Origin of the sequence: Arthrobacter sp. AQ5-05 (genome assembly GCF_003287975.1) — a bacterium.
GTDB lineage: Bacteria > Actinomycetota > Actinomycetes > Actinomycetales > Micrococcaceae > Paeniglutamicibacter.
Genome location: NZ_QMKQ01000015.1, coordinates 1 through 21,982 on the forward strand (window position 1 = coordinate 1; position 21,982 = coordinate 21,982).

Annotated in this window: 17 protein-coding genes and 1 tRNA gene; 11 read left to right on the plus strand and 7 right to left on the minus strand. The window is 67.3% G+C overall.

Annotation, left to right across the window (positions count from 1 at the left end; all coding sequences use genetic code 11):
• Positions 1–357: 357 nt before the first annotated feature.
• A complete protein-coding gene (locus tag DQ353_RS13255) occupies positions 358–3,894 on the minus strand; it encodes a bifunctional proline dehydrogenase/L-glutamate gamma-semialdehyde dehydrogenase (RefSeq protein ID WP_113763218.1) in 3,537 nt (1,178 codons plus the stop codon).
• A gap of 233 nt (positions 3,895–4,127) precedes the next feature.
• On the opposite strand from DQ353_RS13255, the gene DQ353_RS13260 reads away from it, so the two are divergent.
• The 6 genes from DQ353_RS13260 (at position 4,128) to DQ353_RS13285 (ending at position 10,936) form a co-directional block, all read left to right on the plus strand.
• On the plus strand, positions 4,128–5,072 hold the full coding sequence (locus DQ353_RS13260) for a LysR substrate-binding domain-containing protein (protein WP_113763219.1): 945 nt from the start codon (positions 4,128–4,130) through the stop codon (positions 5,070–5,072).
• Positions 5,073–5,253: 181 nt separating this feature from the next.
• The gene (gene putP, locus DQ353_RS13265; protein ID WP_113763220.1) at positions 5,254–6,783 is read left to right on the plus strand and encodes a sodium/proline symporter PutP; all 1,530 of its coding nucleotides are present in this window, start codon (positions 5,254–5,256) and stop codon (positions 6,781–6,783) included.
• Positions 6,784–6,907: 124 nt separating this feature from the next.
• A complete protein-coding gene (locus DQ353_RS13270) occupies positions 6,908–7,315 on the plus strand; it encodes a DUF4282 domain-containing protein (protein WP_113763221.1) in 408 nt (135 codons plus the stop codon).
• Positions 7,316–7,464: 149 nt separating this feature from the next.
• Complete coding sequence (locus DQ353_RS13275) at positions 7,465–8,985, plus strand: S10 family peptidase (protein ID WP_113763222.1); 1,521 nt, start codon at positions 7,465–7,467, stop codon at positions 8,983–8,985.
• Between the two features lie 30 nt (positions 8,986–9,015).
• Positions 9,016–10,416: a DUF1731 domain-containing protein gene (locus DQ353_RS13280; RefSeq protein WP_113763223.1), complete on the plus strand. Its 1,401-nt coding sequence runs from the start codon at positions 9,016–9,018 to the stop codon at positions 10,414–10,416.
• Positions 10,417–10,441: 25 nt separating this feature from the next.
• Positions 10,442–10,936, plus strand: coding sequence for a methylated-DNA--[protein]-cysteine S-methyltransferase (locus tag DQ353_RS13285; protein WP_113763224.1), 495 nt, complete (start codon positions 10,442–10,444; stop codon positions 10,934–10,936).
• 17 nt (positions 10,937–10,953) lie between these two features.
• On the opposite strand, the gene DQ353_RS13290 is transcribed toward DQ353_RS13285, so the two are convergent.
• Positions 10,954–11,730, minus strand: coding sequence for a DeoR/GlpR family DNA-binding transcription regulator (locus DQ353_RS13290; protein ID WP_220094015.1), 777 nt, complete (start codon positions 11,728–11,730; stop codon positions 10,954–10,956).
• A gap of 269 nt (positions 11,731–11,999) precedes the next feature.
• On the opposite strand from DQ353_RS13290, the gene galT reads away from it, so the two are divergent.
• Together galT and galK are read left to right on the plus strand one after the other, a co-directional pair.
• Complete coding sequence (gene galT / locus DQ353_RS13295) at positions 12,000–13,136, plus strand: galactose-1-phosphate uridylyltransferase (protein WP_113763225.1); 1,137 nt, start codon at positions 12,000–12,002, stop codon at positions 13,134–13,136.
• An 11-nt stretch (positions 13,137–13,147) separates the two neighbouring features.
• Positions 13,148–14,314 carry a galactokinase gene (gene galK / locus DQ353_RS13300; protein ID WP_113763226.1) on the plus strand — a complete coding sequence of 389 codons (1,167 nt, stop codon included), beginning with the start codon at positions 13,148–13,150 and terminating at the stop codon, positions 14,312–14,314.
• Here the strand turns inward: galK and DQ353_RS13305 are convergent, their stop codons facing one another.
• A complete protein-coding gene (locus tag DQ353_RS13305; protein ID WP_181578393.1) occupies positions 14,315–15,505 on the minus strand; it encodes an SH3 domain-containing protein in 1,191 nt (396 codons plus the stop codon).
• Positions 15,506–15,798: 293 nt separating this feature from the next.
• Here DQ353_RS13305 and DQ353_RS13310 point away from each other — a divergent pair, with 293 nt between their 5' ends.
• Entirely contained in the window at positions 15,799–16,215 is a 417-nt protein-coding gene (locus DQ353_RS13310; protein ID WP_113763228.1) for a hypothetical protein, read from the plus strand.
• Between the two features lie 62 nt (positions 16,216–16,277).
• On the opposite strand, the gene DQ353_RS13315 is transcribed toward DQ353_RS13310, so the two are convergent.
• Positions 16,278–16,350, minus strand: a tRNA-Ala gene (locus tag DQ353_RS13315).
• Positions 16,351–16,735: 385 nt separating this feature from the next.
• Between DQ353_RS13315 and DQ353_RS13320 the strand changes: the two genes are divergently transcribed.
• On the plus strand, positions 16,736–17,344 hold the full coding sequence (locus tag DQ353_RS13320; protein ID WP_113763229.1) for a TetR/AcrR family transcriptional regulator: 609 nt from the start codon (positions 16,736–16,738) through the stop codon (positions 17,342–17,344).
• A 17-nt stretch (positions 17,345–17,361) separates the two neighbouring features.
• Here the strand turns inward: DQ353_RS13320 and DQ353_RS13325 are convergent, their stop codons facing one another.
• Positions 17,362–18,594: an MFS transporter gene (locus DQ353_RS13325; protein WP_502696401.1), complete on the minus strand. Its 1,233-nt coding sequence runs from the start codon at positions 18,592–18,594 to the stop codon at positions 17,362–17,364.
• 175 nt (positions 18,595–18,769) lie between these two features.
• The gene (locus DQ353_RS13330; protein ID WP_113763230.1) at positions 18,770–20,023 is read right to left on the minus strand and encodes an NAD(P)/FAD-dependent oxidoreductase; all 1,254 of its coding nucleotides are present in this window, start codon (positions 20,021–20,023) and stop codon (positions 18,770–18,772) included.
• Positions 20,024–20,272: 249 nt separating this feature from the next.
• Between DQ353_RS13330 and DQ353_RS13335 the strand changes: the two genes are divergently transcribed.
• Positions 20,273–21,259 carry an endonuclease/exonuclease/phosphatase family protein gene (locus tag DQ353_RS13335; RefSeq protein ID WP_113763231.1) on the plus strand — a complete coding sequence of 329 codons (987 nt, stop codon included), beginning with the start codon at positions 20,273–20,275 and terminating at the stop codon, positions 21,257–21,259.
• Between the two features lie 25 nt (positions 21,260–21,284).
• Here DQ353_RS13335 and DQ353_RS13340 read toward each other — a convergent pair whose 3' ends face one another.
• Positions 21,285–21,956, minus strand: coding sequence for an alpha-ketoglutarate-dependent dioxygenase AlkB family protein (locus DQ353_RS13340; RefSeq protein WP_113763232.1), 672 nt, complete (start codon positions 21,954–21,956; stop codon positions 21,285–21,287).
• Between the last annotated feature and the right edge of the window lie 26 nt (positions 21,957–21,982).

A 21,982-nucleotide genomic window follows, 5' to 3' on the forward strand; every position in this document is an offset into this window, starting at 1 on the left:
TCATCACCCGGGTGGCCTTCGGATTCAAAGCACCCGAAGCCCTCATCGGCCTGGCGATGCTCAGCCTCGGAGGCCGGAAACCGGTACTCCCGGGACGGGGATGACCCACGGAAGAGTCAGTAGAGCCCAATAATTGCTGCTATGAATGAAGGTCTTTTGATGCGACAGATTTCAGAACCTTCTTTCGGGGTACTCCCCGACAGTCATATCCACGCGAGCGAATTCGACAGCAGAGACAGTCATTAGAGCAACCCTATTTGGCCCAAGCGCCCTATATGACCTGTTCCAACGTCGGAGGCCCGTGGCAATCCCCTCTTGCAGGGAACGCCACGGGCCTCCGTCGTGCGATGCCGGTGGTTAGATCACCGAATCGCTCAGGTGGTTCGGGGTGCCGAAGCGGTGCGCGGTGATGGAGACTGCCTGCTCGTGCAGGAAGGTCAGCATTTCCACCCGACCCGCGGAGACCACGTTGTTGCCGTAGATGGCGACATCGGGCTTGCCGTTGGTTGCCTCGGCAACGTCCATGACGGAGCCGCCGATCAGGCGGATGCGGGCCGCCGAATCCGGGCCGGTCTTGGCGGCCAGGCGTGCGGCGCGGGCACCGAAGCCCTGGGCATCCTCAACCACGACGGTGGCCGAGGATTCGGTGAGCACCGTGCGGATCGCTGCGGGGACCTCGACGGCGGAGGACACCGTGACGCGGGAACCGGCGGCGATGCCTGCGGCAACGACGCGAACCAGCTCGGCGATGCCGTGGCCCGAGGTCTCGTTCTCGAAGCGCACGGTCACCGGCAGGGCGCGGTAGCGGAAGACGTTGCGCTCGGCGTGCAGGCCGGAGACGTCCTTGGCGGTGTTGAACTCGTTGGCCCACGCGGTGGCGTCGGAGGCCAGTGCGTCCTGAAGCCAGGACAGGTCCGCGGCCTCGAGGCCGGATTCGCCGGCAGCCTTCAGCAGCGCGGCGGAGGTTGCCGAGAGCGCATCGGTGTGTGCCACCGGGGCGTCTTCCCAGGAGCCCATGCCCACCAGGTAGTTCGGTCCGCCGGCCTTGGTGCCTGCGCCGATGGCCGACTTCTTCCAGCCGCCGAACGGCTGGCGCTGCACGATGGCACCGGTGATGCCGCGGTTGATGTAGAGGTTGCCGGCCTGGATGTTCTCCAGCCAGTAGCTCATCTCATCCGAATCCAGCGAGTGCAGGCCGGAAGTCAGGCCGTAGTCGATGTCGTTGACGATGGCCACTGCCTCTTCGAGGGTCTCGGCGGTCATGACGCCGAGGATCGGGCCGAAGTACTCGGTCAGGTGGAACTCGGAGCCCCGCTTGACCCCGGAGCGCACGCCCGGGCTCCACAGCTTGCCCGACTCGTCGAGCTTCTTGGGCTCGAGGACCCACTTCTCGCCCTCGCCCAGGGTGGTCAGGCCGCGCAGCAGCTTGCCCTGCGCGGGCTCGATGACCGGGCCCATCTGGGTCTGCGGGTCCTGCGGGTAGCCGACCTTCAGCGAGCGGATGTCATCGACCAGCTGGTTGTGGAAGCGCTTGGAGTCGGCTGCAGATCCCACCAGGATCACCAGCGAGGCGGCCGAGCACTTCTGGCCGGCGTGGCCGAACGCAGATGCGGCGACGTCCTTGGCGGCCAGGTCCAGGTCGGCGTGCGGGGTGACGATCACGGCGTTCTTGCCGCTGGTCTCGGCCAGCAGCGGCAGGTCCTTGCGGAAGGACCGGAAGAGCTGGGCGGTCTCGTAGCCGCCGGTGAGGATCAACCGGTCAACGCTCGGGTGGGACACCAGCTCGGTGCCCAGGGACCGCTCGGAGAGCTGGACCAGCTGCAGGACATCGCGCGGCACGCCGGCTTCCCACAGCGCCTCGACCATGACGGCGCCGGAGCGTGCCGCCTGGCCCGCGGGCTTGATGACGACCGAGGAACCGGAGGCCAGGGCCGAAAGGGTGGAGCCTGCCGGGATGGCGACCGGGAAGTTCCACGGCGGGGTGACCACGGTCAGTTTGGACGGCACGAAGGTGGCGCCGTCGATCGTGTCCAACTCCAGGCCGCGCTGGGCGTAGTAGTGGGCGAAGTCGATGGCCTCGGAGACCTCGGGGTCGCCCTGGTCCAGGGTCTTGCCGCATTCGGAGCCCATGACCTCGAGCAGGGCGGCGCGGTGCGCTTCCAGGGCGGCACCGGCGCGGTGCAGGATGGCGGCGCGGGCGGCGGCACCCATGGCCTGCCAGGATGCCGAGGCCGCAACGGCTCTCTGAACGACCTGGTTCAGCTCGTCCTCGGTGTGGATCATGGCCTTCGCCACGGAGTCCTTGCCCAGGGTCGAACCGACCATCTTGTTGACGATTTCCCGGCCCCAGGCGCGGTTGCCCGGCAGGTCCGGATCGGTGTCCGGGGTGTTTTCGAAGTCGGCGGTGCCATCGGCCAGCGCGGCCAGCTTGGCCTCGATCGCTTCGGGGTCCACGATGTTGCGGTCCTGGATGCGGTGCGGGGCCGGGACGGAGTCGTCCAGGTCCGCCAGGGAGGCGAGGAAGCGCTGCTTCTCGCGCTCGAACAGGGCCTCGTTCTTGTCCAGCTCGAAGACGGCGGACATGAAGTTTTCCTGGCTGGCGCCCTCTTCGAGGCGGCGGATCAGGTAGGCGATGGCCACGTCGAACTCGCCCGGGTGCACGACCGGCGTGTAGAGCAGCAGGCGCCCGACGTCCTTGCGCACTGCCTCGGCCTGGCCGGTGGCCATGCCCAGCAGCATCTCGAATTCGATGCCCTCGGTGACACCGCGGCCCTGTGCCAGCAGCCAGGCCAGGGCGACGTCGAAGAGGTTGTGGCCGGCGATGCCGATGCGCACGTTTTCCACGTGGCCGGGGCGCAGTGCGTAGTCGAGCACCGACTTGTAGGAGGTGTCCGAGTCCTGCTTGGTGTTCCAGGTGGCGACCGGCCAGCCGTGCAGGTTCGCCTCGACCTGCTCCATCGGAAGGTTTGCACCCTTCACGACGCGGACCTTGATCGGGGCCCCTCCGGCGCCCACGCGCTTGGCGGACCATTCCTGCAGGTGGATCATGGCCGACAGGGCATCGGGCAGGTAGGCCTGCAGCACGATGCCGGCCTCCAGGTCACGGAATTCGGGGAGGTCGAGGATCCGGGTGAAGACCGCAATGGTCAGGTCCAGGTCCTTGTACTCCTCCATGTCCAGGTTGATGAACTTCTTCTTGGGCGCGGCGGTGGCGGCCAGGCGGTAGAGCGGGATGAGCTTTTCGATGATGTGCTCGACGGCCTCGTCGAAGGCCCAGTGGTTGTGCGGTGCCACGGTGGAGGAGACCTTGATGGACACGTAGTCGACATCGTCGCGGGCCAGCAGCTTGTGGGTTCCCTCGAGGCGGCGGGCGGCTTCGCCTTCGCCGAGGATCGCTTCGCCCAGGAGGTTGACGTTGAGGTCGATGCCCTCCTTCTTGATCTTGGAGATCGAGGCACCGAGCTTGGCGTCGGTGGCGTCGATGATCAGGTGGCCGACCATCTCGCGCAGCACGCGGCGGGCCACCGGGACCACGATGCCCGGCAGGATCGGGGCCATGGTGCCGCCCAGCGCGACGGCCGACTTCATGTACCAGGGCAGGAAGGAGGGGACCTTCGGGGCCAGGGCCTTGAGGTTGCGTGCGGCGACTTTCAGGTCCTCGGGGCGGATCACGCCGTCGACGAAGCCGACGGTGAAGTCCAGTCCGTTGGGGTCCTTGAGCACACCGGCAAGCTGCGCGGCGGAGGCATCGACGGGAACCTTCGAGCCTTCGGTGAGCCAGTGGCGCACCAGCTTGATGGCTTCGTCTGCAAGATCCTGGGGGCGGACCAGAGCGGTGCCGTCGGCGGCGAGGGCCGGCGGGACTACACGCACGTGCGGGGTCGTTAGGGACACGGCTGCTTCTCCTTGAAGGAAAGGGGGTGGCTGAAAAGGGGCTACCACTACCCATCTTGCACACGAAACGCGTCGCTTTGATAGGCGGGTTCACCAGCCAGTATGGACCCAAGCATCACTTCAGCAAAAGTGAACAAACCCGAACGATTTACTTCGGCTTTTCCAATGTATCGTTGGGGTGTCGACAAAGGCCGCATTCCGGCCGCGCCAAAGAGGATCCCAGGGGGCCAACCATGCTTGAAATCCGCCGCTTGCGGCTGCTGCGGGAGCTGAGCATCCGCGGCACCATTGCCGAGGTTTCCGACGCCCTGAGCTACAGCCCCTCCTCCGTTTCCCAGCAGCTTTCGCTGCTGGAAAAGGAAACCGGCGTGACGCTGCTGCGCAAGGTCGGGCGGCGCCTGCAGCTGACCCCGCAGGCCGAGGTCCTGGTCGCCCACACAGACGAGTTGCTCGATTCCATGGAACGGGCCGAGGCCGACCTCGCCTCGACCCAGCCGGCGATTGCCGGGACGGTGCGTCTGGCGGTGTTCCAGACCGCGGTGCTCTCGCTGATTCCCCCGGTGCTGCGCGAGCTGCGGCGCCAGTACCCGCACCTGCGGGTGGAGATGGTGCAGCACGAGCCGGAAACCGCGCTGCATGAGACGTGGGCGCGGGATTTCGACCTGGTCGTCGCCGAGCAGTACCCCGGGCATGCGGCCCCGCACTACAAGGCCCTGGACCGCAAGATCCTGGCCCACGATGCCATCCGCCTGGCGCTGCCGGGAAACAACGACGAGATGCCCGCGGAGTTCCGCCACGTCTCCTCCATCGAGGCCGCGGCGGGCCTCCCGTGGGTCATGGAGCCTCGGGGTGCGGCCTCCCGGCACTGGGCCGAGCAGGCCTGCCGCACCGCGGGCTTCGAGCCGGATGTGCGCTACGAGACCGCGGACCTGCAGGCCCACGTGCGATTGGTCGAGTCAGGCAATGCCGTGGCCCTGCTCCCGGATCTGGTCTGGGCGTACCGGGCCCGGGACCTGCGCGTGATCGACCTGCCCGGCGCCCCGCACCGGACCATCTTCACCGCCATGCGCCACTCCTCCGCGCAGCACCCCGGGCTGGTGGCCGTGCGCAAGGCGCTGCACGAGCAGGCGGTGGCGCTTCCGGGACCGCATGCTGTCGGTGACAGTACGGTTACTTAGGTCACAAACGCGTAACGGCGCCGTGAGAGCCGCCACAAACCGGCGCGAATTCCTGTCATACTCGAGACCGGTTGCGTTCCATAGGCACGTGCCGGTGCGGCAGTGCAACCGTGCCGCCGGCAACAAAAGACCCCGGAGATCACCCTTCCCCGGGACGCCCCAACCTTCATGAGGACCCATCATGTCCGATTCAACATTCCAGCTGATAGCCATCGCGGTGTACCTTGCCGCCATGCTGAGCATCGGCTACTTCGCGTTCAAGCGCACCAACAACATCGACGACTACATGCTAGCGGGCCGCGGGCTGAAGCCCGGGGTTGCAGCGCTCTCCGCCGGCGCCTCCGACATGTCCGGTTGGCTGCTGATGGGCCTGCCCGGCGCGATCTACCTCAACGGCCTCATCGAAGCCTGGATCGCCATCGGCCTGACCATCGGCGCGTGGCTGAACTGGAAGTTCGTGGCCCCGCGCCTGCGCTCCTACACGGCGGTGGCGCAGAACGCGATCACCATCCCGAGCTTCTTTGAGAAGCGCTTGAAGGACAACAGCCACTACCTGCGCATCGCCGCGTCGGTCATCATCCTGGCGTTCTTCACCTTCTACGTCTCCTCCGGCATGGTGGCCGCCGGCAAGTTCTTCGAGTCATCCTTCGGCTGGAACTACTTCACCGGCCTGTTCGTGGTCGCCGCCGTCACGCTGCTCTACACGCTCTTTGGCGGCTTCCTCGGGGCAACCCTCACCGATGTGGCCCAGGGGCTGCTGATGTTTGCCGCACTCATTGCCGTCCCGATCGTGGCGATCTTCCAGATGGGCAACATCGGGCAAATCGGTGAAAAGATCACGCAGGTCAACCCCGATGCACTGAACCTGTTCTCGTCCTTCAACACGACCAACGGCTTCCTGGCCGCCGTCGCCATCTTCTCCACCGCAGCCTGGGGCCTGGGCTACTTCGGCCAGCCGCACATCATCGTGCGCTTCATGGCCCTGCGTTCCCCGTCCGAGGCCAAGACGGCCCGGCGCATCGGCATCGGCTGGATGATGCTCACGGCGGTGGGCGCGATCGTCACCGCGCTGGTCGGCGTCGCCTACTTTGCCGGCAGCCCCGAGAAGGAGATCACCGACCCGGAGACGGTCTTCCTGTTGCTGAGCCAGATCTTCTTCCACCCGTTCGTGGCCGGGCTGGTGCTCGCCGCGGTGCTGGCCGCCATCATGTCCACCATGTCCTCGCAGCTGATCGTCTGCTCCTCGGCCCTGGTCGAGGACCTGTACAACATCGCCGGCAAGAAGCTGAGCCCCAAGCGGGAGGTCATGCTCGGGCGCACCGGCGTGCTGGTCGTGGCCATCGTCGCAGCGGCGCTGGCCCTGAACCGCAACTCCAGCATCCTGGAGCTGGTCTCCTTCGCCTGGGCCGGCTTCGGCGCGGCCTTCGGACCGATCGTGTTGTTGAGCCTGTACTGGCGCAAGCTGACCTCCACCGGCGCTCTGGCGGGCATGCTCACCGGTGCCGTGACGGTCTTCGTCTGGGGCAACATCGACGTGTTGTCCTCGGCCATGTACGAGATCGTTCCGGGTTTCGTGCTCAACCTCGTCGTCGCCGTGCTGGTCTCCCGTGCCACCTACAAGCACAACGCCGCCATCGAGGAGGAGTTCTCCGCGATGGAAGCGGAAATCGAGGAGAACGCACCCTACGTCGAGGCACCCGCCGTTCCGTAGCCAACGCGTGCATGTGACAGGGTTCCCTCTCCGTTTTTCGGCGAGGGGGCCCTGTCGTGTTTGACTTGGTACGACAAATAGTCACTCGCTTATACAAAGCCCCCCTGAGAGGGAGGAAAGTCGCATGAAGGAACTTTTCGATTTCAATTTCGACAGCTTCGTGACCCCCAAGGTCGTCAAGATCGTCTATATCTTGATCACCATCGGATTGGGCATCCTGTACCTGGGCATCGTGATTTCCGCGTTCGCCACCCGCCAGGTGGCCTTCGGCTTCCTGGCGCTGATTATCATCGGCCCGCTGGTGGTGCTCATCTATCTGGCCCTGGCACGCATGGGCCTGGAATCGCTGATCGCCACGATCCGCACCGCACAGAACACCGGCGAATTGGTGCGCCTGGCCGGCGGCAACGCCGCGGGCTCCAACCAGCCGGCTCCCGGCACCTACCCAGGAACCTCCGGCCCGTCCCTCGGCGGCCCCGCAGGTCCTCCGGCACCGCCGGCCAACCCCTACGGGAACGCACCGCAGGCCTAGCCGCAGCACCAGCCACGCCGCGAACCGGCGGTGGATTCATGGGAAGGCCCAAGCGGCCCCGCGAATCCACCGCCGGTTCCGTTTTCCCCCGTCACCGCCGGGCGCGGGCATGCCGGGAAACCACGGGTTTTCAGAGGTAGGATCTTGGCATGCCTGATGCCTCTGTTCCTTCCCCGAACGCGCCCGAGACCACGCCCAAGCCCGAGGTCGTGGACGATTTTGTCACCCGCAGCCACCGCACCGCCTCCGGCCTGCGCTACACCAGCACCACCGGCCGGATGGTGCTGCGCAAGGAGGAGGACGCCGAGGGCAAGACCGAGGGCTTCAATGCCAAGGCGGAAATCTTCCTGGTCGCCTACACCGCCGAGACCGAGGAAACACCCGCCACCGGGAACGGGACCAAGTCCCGGGCCAAGAAGCCCGCCGGACCGATGGCGGCCAACCGGCGGCCGGTGGTGTTCGCCTTCAACGGCGGCCCCGGCTCGGCCAGCCTCTGGCTGCACATGGGCCTGCTGGGCCCGCGCATCGTCGATTCCGGGGACGTGGGAAACATGACCCCGGCACCCTACGGCGTCATCGACAACCCCGAGTCGCTGCTCGAGCACGCCGACGTGGTGATGATCGACCCGGTGAACACCGGGTTCTCCCGCGTGGTCGAGGGCGGGACCACCGACGAATTCCATTCCTTCACAGCCGACCGCGACCTGGTCGCCGAGGTCATCCGGCTCTGGGTCACCCGCAACCAGCGCTGGCTCTCCCCCAAGTACCTGGTTGGCGAGTCCTACGGCACCATGCGCGCGGTGGCCGTGGCCCGGCGCCTGCAGGAGGCCCACGGCATGGCGGTGAACGGGCTGGGGCTGATCTCCACGGTGCTGAACATGTCAACCCTGGAATTCGCCCCGGGCAACGACACCCCCTACGCCCTGCACCTGCCCACCTACGCGGCGATCGCCCACTACCACGGCCGGCACGGCAACCGCCCGCTGGAAGAGATCGTGCGCGATGCCGAGGACTACGCCTCGGGCGACTACGTGGTGGCGCTGCATCTGGGCAACCGCCTTTCCAAGCGCAAGCTCGACGGCGTGGTCAAGCACCTGGCCGAGCTCACCACGCTCTCCGAATCCTTCATCCGGCGCACCAACCTGCGCTGGGACTACATGGAATTCGCCACCGAGCTGCTGCGCGAAAACGGGCTGATGGTCGGGCGCATCGACGGGCGCTTCACCGGGGTGCCCCCGCGCCTGCAGGAATCCCACACCTGGGACGACCCCTCGCTGCGGGCCATCACCCCTGCCTATGCCGCGGCCATCAACCACTACGTGCGCGCCGAGCTGGGCTACGAATCGGACCTGCCCTACGAGGTGCTCACCGGCCGGGTGCACCCCTGGAGCTACGACAGCTTCGAGGGCAAGCCCATCGACGTCACCGCGGACCTCGAGCGCCTGCTCATCGACATCCCGGAGCTGCGCGTGCACGTGGACTACGGCTACCACGACGGCGCCACCCCGCACTATGCCGCCGAGTATGTCTGGGCGCACCTGGATGTCCCGGCGGCCGCCCGGGAGCGCTTCAGCCACCACTATTACGCGGCGGGGCACATGATGTACCTGGACCCGGCCGTGCGCGCCGCACAGCTGGCCGCCCTGGCCGAGTTCGTCACGCGGGTGTAGCACCGCAGTCCGGGTGGCTAAGCTGGGACCATGGCCTGGCAGCGCACGCAAACCCACTTCCTCGCACGTCCCGTCGCCTCGGTGTGGGAGGTGCTGCGCGATCCGTCCCGGGTCCCCCAATGGAACCGGGCCATTGCGCGCCTGGAACCGCACGAGGTCCCGGCATCCGCCGGGACCGAGCTGGAGCTGGCCCCCGCGGGGAAGCTCATCGGGCCGATCCATTCGGCCACCGCACCTGCGGCAACCATCACCCGGTTCGACGAGGGCAGCTCCATCGCCTGGCGCCAGCCTCAGCCCGGCGGGCACCTGTTGGTGGACTGGTCGCTGCGCGGGGTTCCCGGGGGCACCGAGCTGACCCAGTCGGTCTCGGTCGCCGGCCCGGCATCCGTTGTGTTTGCCGAGACCGCGGCCAAGCCGATCGCGGCGCACTTCGCCGAGAATTGCGCCCGGCTCTACGCGCTGGCCGGCGGAACGCCCACGCAGAAGTTGCGCATCGTCATTGCCGGGGGCCACGGATTCCTCGGCTCCCGCGCCGCGGCGGACCTGTACTGCCGCGGGCACGAGGTCACGGTCCTCACCCGCACCGCCCGTCCCGACAGCCCCTACACCCAGGTCCTGTGGGACGGGAAGAACCAGGGCCCCTGGTCCACGGTGCTGTACCGCGCCGGACGCGACACCGCGGTGCTGAACCTGGCCGGGGAACTGGTGGACCTGCCGCCGACCGAGGCGAACATCGCGCGCCTGCGCTCCTCCCGCGTCGATTCCACCCGCGCGCTGGTGGACGCCTCGCATGCCGCCCCGGAGCCGCTGGCCGCGTTCCTGCAGGCCAGCACCACAGCGATCTTCGCCGACGCCGGCGAGCGGCACCTCACCGAGGACTCCTCCCTGCCCACCGGCGCGGCCGCGCTGGCGCAGATGACCGGGGTGGCCAAGCCCTGGGAGGATGCGGCGGCCGGGGCGCACACCAAGCGGTTGAACATCCTGCGCACCTCCCTGGTCTTCGAGCGGGAGAGCCCACTGGTGGACCGGCTCTCGCTGCTGGCCCGGGTCGGCCTGGGCGGCCCGGTGGCCGGTGGGGAGCAATGGGTCAGCTGGATCCACCTGGCCGACTGGCTGCGCATCGTCCGCGCCGCACTGGGACTGGAGGAAGGCCTGGTCCTCCCGGGCGGGATCATCCACCTGGCCGCCCCGCACCCGGTGCGCAACAGCCAGATGATGGCCGCGCTGCGTGCCCGGGTGGCTCCCAGGCCCCTGCGCAGGTTCTCGCTGCCCACCCCGGCATCCGTGCTGGCCGCCGGCGCGGTGCTGCTGCACACCGACCCGGCGCTGGGCACCACCGGACGGCACGTGACCTCCAGGGTGCTGGCCGATGCCGGGTTCGAGTTCGCCCACCCCGATTTCGAGGCGGCGCTGGGGCAGATCCTTGGCTGAGGAACGCCGACTGCACCACGGCATCATGGATTCGCCCCTCGGCGAGCTGCGGATCGTGGCCTCGACCCGCGGGATCACCGGGATCTACATGGAAAACCACTCCCATCCGCCGGACCCCGAGATGCTCGGGCAGCTGCTGGACCCGGTGGCCGATGACCCGTTCATCCCCCAATGCGCGAGCGAGCTTGCCGAATACTTCGCCGGCACCCGGACCACCTTCGGGGTGCCGCTGGATGCACGGGGAACCGAGTTCCAAACGCGGGTCTGGGAGCAACTGGCCCGCATTGAATTCGGCACCTCCCGCACCTACGGCCAGCTGGCCCTGGCACTGGGCGACGAGAAGCTGACCCGGGCCGTGGGAACCGCCAACAGCCGCAACCCGATCCCGATCATCGTTCCGTGCCACCGGGTCATCGGTGCGGACGGCTCACTGACCGGATATGCCGGAGGCCTTGGCGCGAAGCTGTTCCTGCTGCGCCTCGAGGGCATCGAGCCGCCGCCCGAGCCAACCCTGTTCTAGGAAAGGGCGGACGCGCCTCAGGCCAGGATCAGCGTGTCCAGGGCCTGGCGCAGCAGGACCTTGGCTTCCCCGTCCAGGCGTGTTCCGGTGATCAGCGCGTCGACCTGGGACAGCGGGGCGATCTGGCACAGCCCGGTCACTCCCCACTTGGTGTGGTCGGCCACGATGATCTGCCGTGCCGCAGCCCTGATGAAGGCCTGGTTGGTCTGCGCCTCGAGCATGTTCGGGGTCGTGAACCCGTCCTCGGAGGTCATGCCGTGCACTCCCAGGAAGAGCACGTCCACGTGCAGCTGGCCCAGGGCCGAGAGTGCCAGCGGTCCGACCAGGGCGTCGGAGACGGTGCGGATCCCGCCGGTGAGGATGATGTTCTGGCTCGGGTTGGCCGCGGCATAGAAGATCTCGGCGATCCGCGGGGAGTTGGTCACCACGGTCAGGTCCTTGATGCCGGTGCACTGCGAGGCCAGGGCGTAGGTGGTGGTGCCCGAGTTCAGCGCGATCGACATGCCGGGCTTGATCAGCTTCACGGCGGCCTGGGCAATGGCCTGCTTTTCTCCGGATTCCAGGGCGAGCTTGTGCGTGAAGCCCGGCTCGCTGCTGGTCGGGGCGGCATCCAGGGTGGCCCCTCCGTGGACCTTGACCAGCGCGCCGCGCTCGGCCAGCGCGTTCAGGTCGCGCCGCACCGTCATCTCCGAGACGCCCAGCTCGGCTGCAAGGGACGTCACACGCACCTGCTCGCGTTCGCGCAGGGCATCGAGGATGCGTTGTTGCCTGGCACTGGCCAGCATCTCGGTCATGGCGATCCGTTCGGTTGGGCATCTGGTTCAGTAATCCATCGTAGCGAAAAAACGAACACAAATCGTTGTTTGGTGTTCGAAGTTGCGCGGAACCCACCCACGAGCCGATGCCGGGGATTTTCCGTCGTCCACATCCACGAATGTCGCGGAGGCCCGGCAATGGATACCTGGAAGCAAGCTCTCCTCCTTCCCTCGCACGTTGCCTTCTGATAGAATTTGATCGAAATTGTTTGATTCAAATCGATGACTTGTCTCGCCAAGGAGCAGCCGTGGACCAGAACCCCCGCCCGAGCGAACCGGTGCGCACCACCCTGGCCGACGGACGTGAGCTGCTCTATTTCTTCGACGCGGCCACGGTCCCGGACGGCTTCACCGCCCCGGCCGACACCCGCGAGCTGCCTGCCCGCCCGGCAACCTCGCAACTGCGCTACGACGCGCTGGCCGGGGACTGGATCTCCTTCGCCGCCCACCGCCAACGCCGCACGCACCTGCCAGCGGCCAGCGAATGCCCGCTGTGCCCCACGCGCTCGGACAGGGCCAGTGAGATCCCGGCGGACACCTACGACGTCGTGGTCTTCGAGAACCGCTTCCCCTCCTTCGGGCCCGGGCAACACGCCTCGCACGTGGAGGCCGAACTCGGCGCGCAGCGCCCGTCCCACGGCCGCTGCGAGGTCATTGCCTTCGGCCCCGGGCACACCGATTCGCTCACCACGCTCGGCGAGCGCCGCATCCGCACAGTGATCGAGGCCTGGGCCCAGCGCACCACGGAACTGGGCGCGCTTGAGGGAATCGAGCAGGTCTTCCCGTTCGAGAACCGCGGAGCCGAAATCGGGGTGACGCTGCACCACCCGCACGGGCAGGTCTACGCCTACCCGTATACCACCCCGCGCACCGAGAACCACCTGGCCAGGGCCGCCGCACACAAGGTGCGCACCGGGAACAACCTCATGGCCGACATCCTGGACTTCGAGGTCGCCGACGGGCGGCGCGTGCTCGAACGCGGCACCCACTTCACCACCTTCGTGCCCTATGCCGCGCGCATGCCCGTCGAGGTCCACCTAGTTCCGCACCGCCAGGTCGCGGACCTGGGCGAGTTGACCGGCGAGGAGCGCGACGAGCTGGCCGCGATGTACCACCGGCTGCTGCTCACCGTGGATGGGCTGTATTCCACCCCCACCCCGTACATCGCCGGCTGGTTCCAGGCGCCGCGGAGCCACGAGCACCGCGCCGAGGCCTGGCTGCACCTGCAGCTGACTTCCCCGCGCCGCGCCGAGAACAAGCTCAAGTACCTGGCCGGCTCCGAGGCCGCCATGGGCGCGTTCATCGGGGACGTCACCCCCGAGGCCGCCGCCGAGGCGCTGCGCGAATCCGCTGCCCGCCTGACGAACACCGTTCCCGCCCTGTGAAAGACGATGCCATGACCGCCCTGCCCGGCGCCTTCGACGCCCTGCCCGCTTCCTTCACCGAGCTGTACGGAGCGTCCCCCGACGCGTGCTTTGCCGCACCCGGTCGGGTGAACCTCATCGGAGAGCACACCGACTACAACGAGGGCTTCGTGCTGCCCTTTGCCATCGACAGGGCCGCGGGCGTCGGGCTGCGGATCCGCCCGGAGGGTTCCGGGCGGTTGCTGCGCGTCGCCTCGACCCGGGGCGGCCCGGTCGTCGAGACCGGCCTTGATTCCCTGGTGCCCCAGTCGGTGGCCCCGTGGGCACGGTACGTCGCCGGGGTCTTCTGGGCGCTGGAACAACGTGGGTTCACCCTGCCGGGAGCCGACATCCTGGTGGATTCCACGGTGCCGATCGGGGCGGGCCTGTCCTCCTCCGCTGCCCTCGAATGCGCCGTGGCTTTTGGCCTGAACGAGCAATTGGGCTTTGGGCTTTCCCGCGAGGACCTGGTGCTGGTGTGCCAATCGGCCGAAAACGACTTCGTCGGGGCACCCACCGGGATCCTTGACCAGTCGGCCTCGCTGCGCAGCACCCCGGACCACGCCCTGTTCCTTGACTGCCGCACCCGCCAGGGACGCCAGGTGGCCCTGCCGCTGGCGGCCGCGGGCCTGGTGATGCTGGTCATCGACACCCGGGTCAGCCACGCCCACGACTCGGGCGGCTACAAGGAATTGGTGGTCGCCTGCACCCGCGGGGCGAAGGAGCTGGGCGTCAAGGCCCTGCGCGATGTGGGGATCGAACGCCTGGCGGAGGCCGAGGCCAGCCTGGCCCCGGAGATCTACCGGCGGGTCAAGCACATCGTCACCGAGAACCAGCGGGTGCTTCGGACCGTCGAGCTGCTTGAAAGCCAGGGACCGGCGGCCATCGGCGACCTGCTGGTGGCCAGCCACGCCTCGATGCGTGACGACTTCGGGATCTCCAGCGTCGAGCTCGACCTGGCCGTGGACACCGCCATGGCCGCGGGCGCCATCGGCGCCCGGATGACCGGCGGCGGCTTCGGCGGATCGGCGATCGCGCTGGTTGAAGTCTCGCGCGCCGGTCAGGTCTCGGCCGCGGTGCTGGAGGCCTTTGCCGCGGCCCAATACATCGCCCCGGAAATCTTCTCCGTGGTCCCCGGGCCCGGCGCCCGGCAGCTGTAGTCAGCAGGGCAGCGACGAAGGAAGCAGCACGGGCGTCCTGAGAACGGCTCCGGCCCCGTCGGCACCGCGGTAGGCGCGGCACACGCCCAGCCCGCGGCCGGCCAGGTTGGCCTTGATCTGCCGCAGCGAGTCGGGGGCGAATCCCTGCCACTGCATGTGCATCAGCACGGTGTCCCCGGCCCTGGCGGCCGAGGCCCGGGCCACCGTGGTCGCCTTCGACTTGGTGCTCCAGTCAAGGGTGTCGCGTGACCAGGTCCAGATCGCCATGCCCACCCGGTCGTAGGCGCATACGACGCTGGCGTCGACCGCACCGTACGGGGGCCGGCCGAAATTGGTGTGCACGCCGGTGCCGCCGAGCTGGGCGGCGGCGGCCGAACAACTCAACGGGCGCAGGTCCGGGTGGCTCACCGAGTGGTTGATGACCCATTGCCCTTTGGCCCGGGCCCGCGCCGCCAGGTCGACGCCGTAGCGCGCCTTGAACGAAGAGAGGCAGTTGCCGGTCGGTGCGATGACCAGGCCCATGTTGTGGCTTGCGGCGTAGTCGATGGCCGCGGTGAAGGCGCTGAGCGTGCGCGGGCAGTCGTCAAAGGTCAGCACCACGCGCGAGGTGCGGTTCGGTCCGGTGGACCGGGGCGTGCTGGGCGCCGTTGGCGTGGAAGTCCCGCTGCCGGTGGTGACATACGCATTGGAAACCCAGCCGGTGCGGCCGGCGTAGCTGACCTTGTACCAGCCGTTGGAGGCCCGGTCGAAGACCTTCACCGTGGTGCCCTTCGGGATGGTCGCCAGGATCCGGTACCCGGTGCTGGGTCCCGTGCGCAGGTTCAGGTTCGCGGTGGTGCGCACCGACGCCGGCAACGCCCCCGGAGACGAGGAGGCCACGGCGGTGACGTAGTGGTTGCTGACCCATCCGGTGCGGCCGGCGTAGCTGACCTTGTACCAGCCGTTGGAGGCACGCGACAGCACCTTGACCGTGGTGCCCTTCGGAATGGTCGCCAGGATCCGGTACCCGGTGCTGGGTCCCGTGCGCAGGTTCAGGTTCGCGGTGGTGCGCACCGACGCCGGCAGCGCCGCCGCCACCGTCACGGACGCCGAGGCCGCAGCGGCGGGCACCTCGGAGACCCCGGCAGCCATCGTCGGAACCGACGAAACCAGCAGCGCCGCGGCCACCAGGAGCCCGCAGGCGCCCCTCACCGAACTGTATTGTCCCCAAGATCCCAACATCGAAAATTCCCCCCTGGTTGCTTCCCCCCAGAAGACTGTTGCAGCCAGTATGGGGCCGCAGGCCGCCACCCGCAATCGATATTCCATGTTGTGCCCTTATTGTGCGCAACACGATGCATTCGCGCCGGTTGGATAACGTCTTGGGGTGTGCGCCGCGGGCACCGCACTCCTAGCCATTTCCCTGGAAATGCGCATACTGTGGAAGGGAATGACGCGCGGGTCCTGCCCGCGCGCTGCGTTCGTTGCAGGAATGAGGGATTCGCATGGATCGCGTTGCCATCGTCTACTACCAACGTGATGCACTTGCCAAGCTGCGTTCCACTGAGCTTGCCGAGCAATTGCACACCCATGAGCTGCGCTCCGAAATCCTTGAAGTCACCAGTTCATCGGCGCACGAGCTGATCTACTTTGACGGCGTGGTCCTGGTGGGCCCGCTGCGTTTTTCACGCATGCACGGGCTGGCGCTGGTCAAGGCCGTGTTCGGGTTCCGGCCCGTTGCCCTGCTGCTGACCGGTGCCGGCGACAGCGACCGCATCCTGCGCCTGCTGCCCAAGCACATGCGCGGGGAGGTGCCCGTGTTCACGGCCGGAAGCAGCGACCTCCCGCACGCCGGGATTTCCCCCTTGGTGACATGGTTGCGCGCCATGATCGGCTATCCGGGATACCGGGCCATCGGCTGAGCCAAACGACGCGAAATACACGAAAGGCCCCAAACATGATGTTTGAGGCCTTCCGTATTTCGTGGAGGTAAGGGGATTCGAACCCCTGACCTTCTGCATGCCATGCAGACGCGCTACCAACTGCGCCATACCCCCGAAAAGGATTGGTTTCAGGCTTTCCCGAAGGGCTGCCGAACCGAGATAACAATCTACAGCACCCCGGCACCCAAACGCCAATCGACCCGGGCCCACCCGCCCCGCACCCCGGCGCAACCGCGCCAACGACCGCAAGAAAGCGCAAAAATACGCGGCAAAACCAACACCGCAACCCCAAACGAGACATCGATCACAAAGGTTTTCCGGCCCCGGCGGATCTGCTGCACCACGGCACCGACACGCTTCGGTCCCTTGGACGGACAGCCGTCCCCGCTCGCGCCGCAAAATCCACTTCCCGCGCGTCTTTACAGGTCAGGTGGCACACCTAATACCGCGGTGTGTCCGGTTAGTAAGCGCTGGCCCAAAATCTCGCTACTCTAGCAACATGGCAATACGTGGTTCATACGCAAAGGGCATAGCAAAGCGTGCCGAGATTCTAGATGTGGCGCTGGAGGTGTTTGCACTTGAAGGCTACCGGGGAACATCCCTGCGCAAGGTCGCAAGCCTGTGCAATCTGTCCCTGGCCGGGGTGATGCATTACTTCGACTCCAAGGAAGACCTTCTCGTCCAGATCCTGCGCAGGCGCGACGCCCGCAATGAAATCACCGGCACCCTGGAGCAGCAAGAAGACCAGTTTGCCGACATCTTGGGGCAGGGCCCCAACGAACCCGGCCTGATTGCCCTGTACGTGACGATGGCCGCGGCGGCCTCGAACCCGGATCATCCCGCGGCGGCGTACTTCCAGGAACGCAACGCCCGGTTGCTGAAGATCTCTGAAGACTCCTACTACGCCGGCAAGCCCGCGCCGTCGGCCGAGGAACTCGAGTATTTCCGCACCATGACGCGCTTGGTCCTGGCCGCGGCCGATGGCCTGCAGCTTCAGTGGCTGGTGGACCGCAACATCGATGTCGTGGGCACCATGCAGGAACTGATGTCCCAGACGCACGAAGCCATGGACAAGAAGTTGGGGCGCCTGGCGGCGACGTCCGAGTAACACGCCTGCGGGCGCGGCTACCTTGGCGCGGCTGCTGCCAGGCGCTTGGCCCGCATTCCCGTGGCCAGGGCCAGCAGCAGCCCGAGGAACGCCAGGCCCGCACCGAGGAATGCAGGGGCCCGGTAGCCAAGCCCGGCGGTGATGACAGCTGCACCCAGGGCCGCGCCCAGGGCGTTGGCGACATTCAGTGCCGAGTGGTTCAGCGAGGCGGCCAGCGACTGCGCGTGCGGGGCCGAATCCATGAGCAGTGCCTGCAGCGCGGGCACCAGCAGCGAGCCGGTGCCGCCGAGGATGAAGACCAGCACGAGGGTCGGCACCAGGTGCGTCGCCACCACCCCGAACAGCGCCATGAACACGACCATGGCGGAGGTCGCGACGTAGATGGCGCCAAGAACCGACCAGTCGGCAAGCCGCCCGCCGATCAGCGAACCGACCACCATGCCGATGCCGTAGAGTCCCAGCACCAGCGGAACCGCCCGGATCGGCAGCCCGGTGACATCGGTGAGGATCGGGCTGATGTAGGAATACACGGCAAAGAACCCGCCGAAGCCGACGATGCCGGTGAGCATCGCCATCCACACCTGGCCGCTGCGCAGCGCGGACAGTTCCCTGCGGATGCTGGCTCCCTCGTGCACCGGGGAGAAGGGCACGAAGAGCCGGATGGCGATCCAGGTCAGCGCCCCGACGAGGCCGACCACGGCAAACATCCAGCGCCAGCCGAAGGCCTGCCCCAGGAACGTCACCACGGGCACGCCAAGCACGTTGGCGACGGACAGCCCCAGCATCACCCAGGCGATGGCGCGCCCGCGCATCGACGCGGGCACCAGGGTGCCTGCAAGGATCGCGGCGATGCCGAAGTACGCGCCGTGCGGCAGTCCGGCCAGGAAACGGGACACGAGCATCCACTCGTAGCTCGCGGCGAACAGGGAGCTGAGGTTCGCCAGCGTGAAGAACGCCATGAGCCACAGGACCATGGTCTTGCGGGCGACCCGGGCACCCAGGGCCGTGAGGATCGGGGCCCCGACCACGACGCCCAGGGCATAGGCGGAGATCAGCAGGCCCATCTGGGCGTTGCTGACGCCAAGGTCCGCTGCTCCTTCCTGGAGCAGGCCCATGATGGTGAATTCGGTGGTGCCGATGCCGAACCCGCCCATGGCCAGGGCCACGACCGCCAGCAGCAGTGCCCGCCCCGAAAGTTGGGTGGAGCGTTTGTGGTTGGTGCTGCCCGGGGCGATGGCGTCGGAATTCACGGGTCCCTTTTTTCGAGGTTCGGTGCTGAGGTGGCGGCGCGCAAACGCTTGCGTTTTTGCCGCCGCAGATTCCAGACTACGTGGCCACGGGCAACGAAGGGGGCCTTGGTGAGCACCCCCACAGCCGGTGCGGACGGGCGGGTGCCACGCGTGTTCAGGGACCCGTGTTCCGGCTCTAGAGGGCCATCAGGTCGTTGTCCGTGTCCTGGAGCGTCGCGACCGGGATGTTCTTGCCGATCATCGAGCGCAGGTGGTCGTTGACGTCCCAGATGTTCACATTCATGGCGGCGGTGAGGACGCCCTTGCGCAGCCAGAAGATGATGAACTCCCCCGAGGCCATGTCCCCGCGCACCACCACGTCGTCCTCGGCCTGCCGGTCCCCGACGTATTCCATGCCCAAATCGAACTGGTCGGTGAAGAAGTACGGCAACCAGTCATAGGATTCATCGCGTCCCAGGATGGTGGCGGCGGCGAGCTTGCCCTGGCGGATCGCGTTGTCCCAGTGCTCGACCCGCATGTTCCGTCCCAGGGTGGTGTTGTAGGCCTCGGCGATGTCGCCGATCGCCAGGACGCTCTTGTCGCTGCTGCGCAGGTGCTCATCGACAACGACCCCGGTGCCGACCTCGAGGCCCGCGGCGACGGCCAGCTCGTTGTTGGGCACCGCCCCGATGGCCAGCAGGACGATATCCGCGGGGATGTCCCCGGTCGGGGTCTGCACGGCCAAACCCTTCAGTGGGTCCGCGGCGATTCCGGTGACTGCGGTCCCGAAGTGGCACTGGACGCCGTTGGCGACGTGGAGCTGGGCCACGTGCGACCCGAATTCGGAACCCATGGCCACCGCGAGGGGAACCTGGTCCGGGGTCAGCACCGTGACCTCGAGGCCGGCCGCGCGTGCCGAGGCCCCGACCTCCATACCGATCCACCCGGCGCCGATGATGACCAGGTGCTTTCCGGAAACCAGTTGCTCCTTGATGGCCTTGGAGTCTTCCAGCGAACGCAGCGTGTAGACGCCGGGCAGGTCCCACCCGGTCATGTTGGCGTTGCGCCCGCCCAGCCGGGAACGGCATCCGGTGGCGATCACGAGGTTTTCGTAGCCCAGGGTCGAGGAGTCCGACAGGGAGACGGTCTTGGCTGCCGTGTCGATGGATTCGGCAGTGGTGCCCAGGCGCATCGCGATGTCCGCGCCGGTGTACCAGCTTCCGGGGAAGGGCTCGAGTTCCAGGGCGGGCTTGCTGCCCTGGAGAAATTCCTTGGAAAGCGGCGGCCGTTCGTAGGGAACTTCGTTTTCGGAGGCGACGAGTGTGATGGGCTTGGTATAGCCGCCCTCGCGCAATTCGTGGATGCAATGGGCCGCGGCAAGTCCGCCGCCAATCACCACAGTCCCCAACTTTCCTTGCGCTGCCGCTTCTGTCGTCGCCGCTTCGCTCATGGTTTTCGTCTCCTGCCAGGATGGTGCCACCGCCGTGATTCGGGATTTTCGGGAAAGTGGTGGTGACCGTGTGTATTCCTCTCTTCAGAATGTCACTTGGCGTGGCAAGAGTCGAGGGTTCGGGACTGGCCGATGGATGGGGGCCGAATAACTGCAGCATTCAGGCTGGGAATCACGTGACAGATCTCTGGGCGGAATCACAGCCGCCGTCCATGCATCGAACAGCGCGATGTGCGATTCTTGGTAGCGATGCCTGTTTACCCGCCCCGGCCACGCGCTGCGAAACGTACCCGCCGACCTCCCTCGCGCGCCCAGCGTTTCCTGAGATTCCTGGTTTTTCTCGGCGCACTGGGAACCGCGCTGCTGATCGCTTTCCACACCCGCATACCGGATGCCATGGGACTGGGCCTGCTGCTGGACAACGCCGCACCTTGGCTGGGACTCGTGGTTCCGCTGCTGTTGCTGGTGGCGTTGGCCTCGCGCAGCCGCACCTCGCTGCTGGTCCTGTTGGTGCCCGCGCTGACCTGGATCCTCATTTTTGGCCCGGCCATCGTTCCGTTGTCATGGACGGCACCGGCAGCCGCTGCCCACACGCTGACGGTTTCCAGCCAGAACATCAAGGCCGGAACCGGGGCGGCTGCGCAGTCCGCGCAGGAGCTGGCGGCAAACGGAAGCGACATCGTTGCCCTGCAGGAGCTCGACGCCGGCAGCGTCCAACGCGTCACCGATGCCCTGGGCGCCGCGTATCCGCACCACTTCGTGGTGGGCACCGTCGGGGTCTGGAGCAAGTATCCGCTTGAGGGTTCCCGTTCCCTTGACCTGGGGCTGGGATGGAAGCGCGCCCTGTCGGCACGGGTGGCCACCGGGCAGGGAGTGGTTTCGCTCTACGTCATCCACGCAGCCTCGGCCCGGCCCAACGACCACGTCGACCGCGACGTGATGCTTGATCAGCTGGCCGCCGTGGTGCGGGCCGACCCGCACAAGAACGTCATGGCCGTGGGCGACTTCAATGCGACCAGCACCGACCGGGCGTTCACGGAAATGTCAACGGTGCTGGAAGAGCCCAACCAGGACGACGGGTTCTTCGGATTCACCTGGCCGCGGGCTCCCTTTGCCATGATGCGCCTTGACCACGTGCTGGTGCGCGGGCTGGACGTCACCTCGAACACCAACCTCGAAGCCGGGCTCAGCGACCACCTGGCCGTTCGGGCCAGGGTGAACCTGCCCGGGGACTGACTCGGCGCCCCGAGATCGCCGGGGTTCATCCCTCCAGTCCGGTGACCCTCATGGTGATGTTGATGCGTCCGGATTCAAGCCCGCAACCGGCGGGCGCGGTTCCGGGCAGGACCCTGGTGACGCCGTGGTACGCAAGGCGCGCCGGGCCGCCGAAGACGAACAGGTCCCCGGAAGCCAACGCAATGTCCTGAAAGGGCTTGTTCCGGTTCAGGGTGTTGCCGAAGCGGAACGTGCAGGTGTCCCCGATGGAAATCGAGACCACCGGGGCAACCGAGCGTTCGTCGCGGTCTTGGTGCATGCCCATCCTGGAGTCGGCCCCGTAGTAGTTCACCAGGGCGGTGTCGGGTGTGTAGGCCGCGGCCGCGGCCTTGTCGCCGGTGGCGGCCAACAAGGCCTTGCGTCCCAGCCGAACCATCCAGTCGGGAAAGTCCAGCACCCGATTGCCGTTGACGTCGACGGCCTCGCGGGAGTAGGCGTAGGGCCGCCAGTGCCACCCGAGGCACACGGTCCGGACCGACATCTCATGCGCGCCGATCCTGGCCGCGCGCGGCGGCACCGGGCCCCGCCCCCATTCGTGGAAGCGGGCCACGATCCAGCGTTGTTCCTCCAGATCCAGCCAGTCCGGAACCCACTGGGCCCCCGGTGCCAGCTCCCGCCGGGGACGGCCCAGGAAGCTGTCGGTAAAGAGCGCGTCCATGGGCCTGGGGCCTTCCTGTCTGTTCG

Excerpts from the sequence above, each read along its gene's own strand:
- DQ353_RS13260 (WP_113763219.1), top strand. The coding sequence starts at position 4,128 with ATGCTTGAAATCCGCCGCTTGCGGCTGCTGCGGGAGCTGAGCATCCGC.
- putP (WP_113763220.1), top strand. The coding sequence starts at position 5,254 with ATGTCCGATTCAACATTCCAGCTGATAGCCATCGCGGTGTACCTTGCC.
- DQ353_RS13270 (WP_113763221.1), top strand. The coding sequence starts at position 6,908 with ATGAAGGAACTTTTCGATTTCAATTTCGACAGCTTCGTGACCCCCAAG.
- DQ353_RS13275 (WP_113763222.1), top strand. The coding sequence starts at position 7,465 with ATGCCTGATGCCTCTGTTCCTTCCCCGAACGCGCCCGAGACCACGCCC.
- DQ353_RS13280 (WP_113763223.1), top strand. The coding sequence starts at position 9,016 with ATGGCCTGGCAGCGCACGCAAACCCACTTCCTCGCACGTCCCGTCGCC.
- DQ353_RS13285 (WP_113763224.1), top strand. The coding sequence starts at position 10,442 with ATGGATTCGCCCCTCGGCGAGCTGCGGATCGTGGCCTCGACCCGCGGG.
- DQ353_RS13290 (WP_220094015.1), bottom strand. The coding sequence starts at position 11,730 with ATGACCGAGATGCTGGCCAGTGCCAGGCAACAACGCATCCTCGATGCC.
- galK (WP_113763226.1), top strand. The coding sequence starts at position 13,148 with ATGACCGCCCTGCCCGGCGCCTTCGACGCCCTGCCCGCTTCCTTCACC.
- DQ353_RS13310 (WP_113763228.1), top strand. The coding sequence starts at position 15,799 with ATGGATCGCGTTGCCATCGTCTACTACCAACGTGATGCACTTGCCAAG.
- DQ353_RS13320 (WP_113763229.1), top strand. The coding sequence starts at position 16,736 with ATGGCAATACGTGGTTCATACGCAAAGGGCATAGCAAAGCGTGCCGAG.
- DQ353_RS13330 (WP_113763230.1), bottom strand. The coding sequence starts at position 20,023 with ATGAGCGAAGCGGCGACGACAGAAGCGGCAGCGCAAGGAAAGTTGGGG.
- DQ353_RS13335 (WP_113763231.1), top strand. The coding sequence starts at position 20,273 with ATGCCTGTTTACCCGCCCCGGCCACGCGCTGCGAAACGTACCCGCCGA.
- DQ353_RS13340 (WP_113763232.1), bottom strand. The coding sequence starts at position 21,956 with ATGGACGCGCTCTTTACCGACAGCTTCCTGGGCCGTCCCCGGCGGGAG.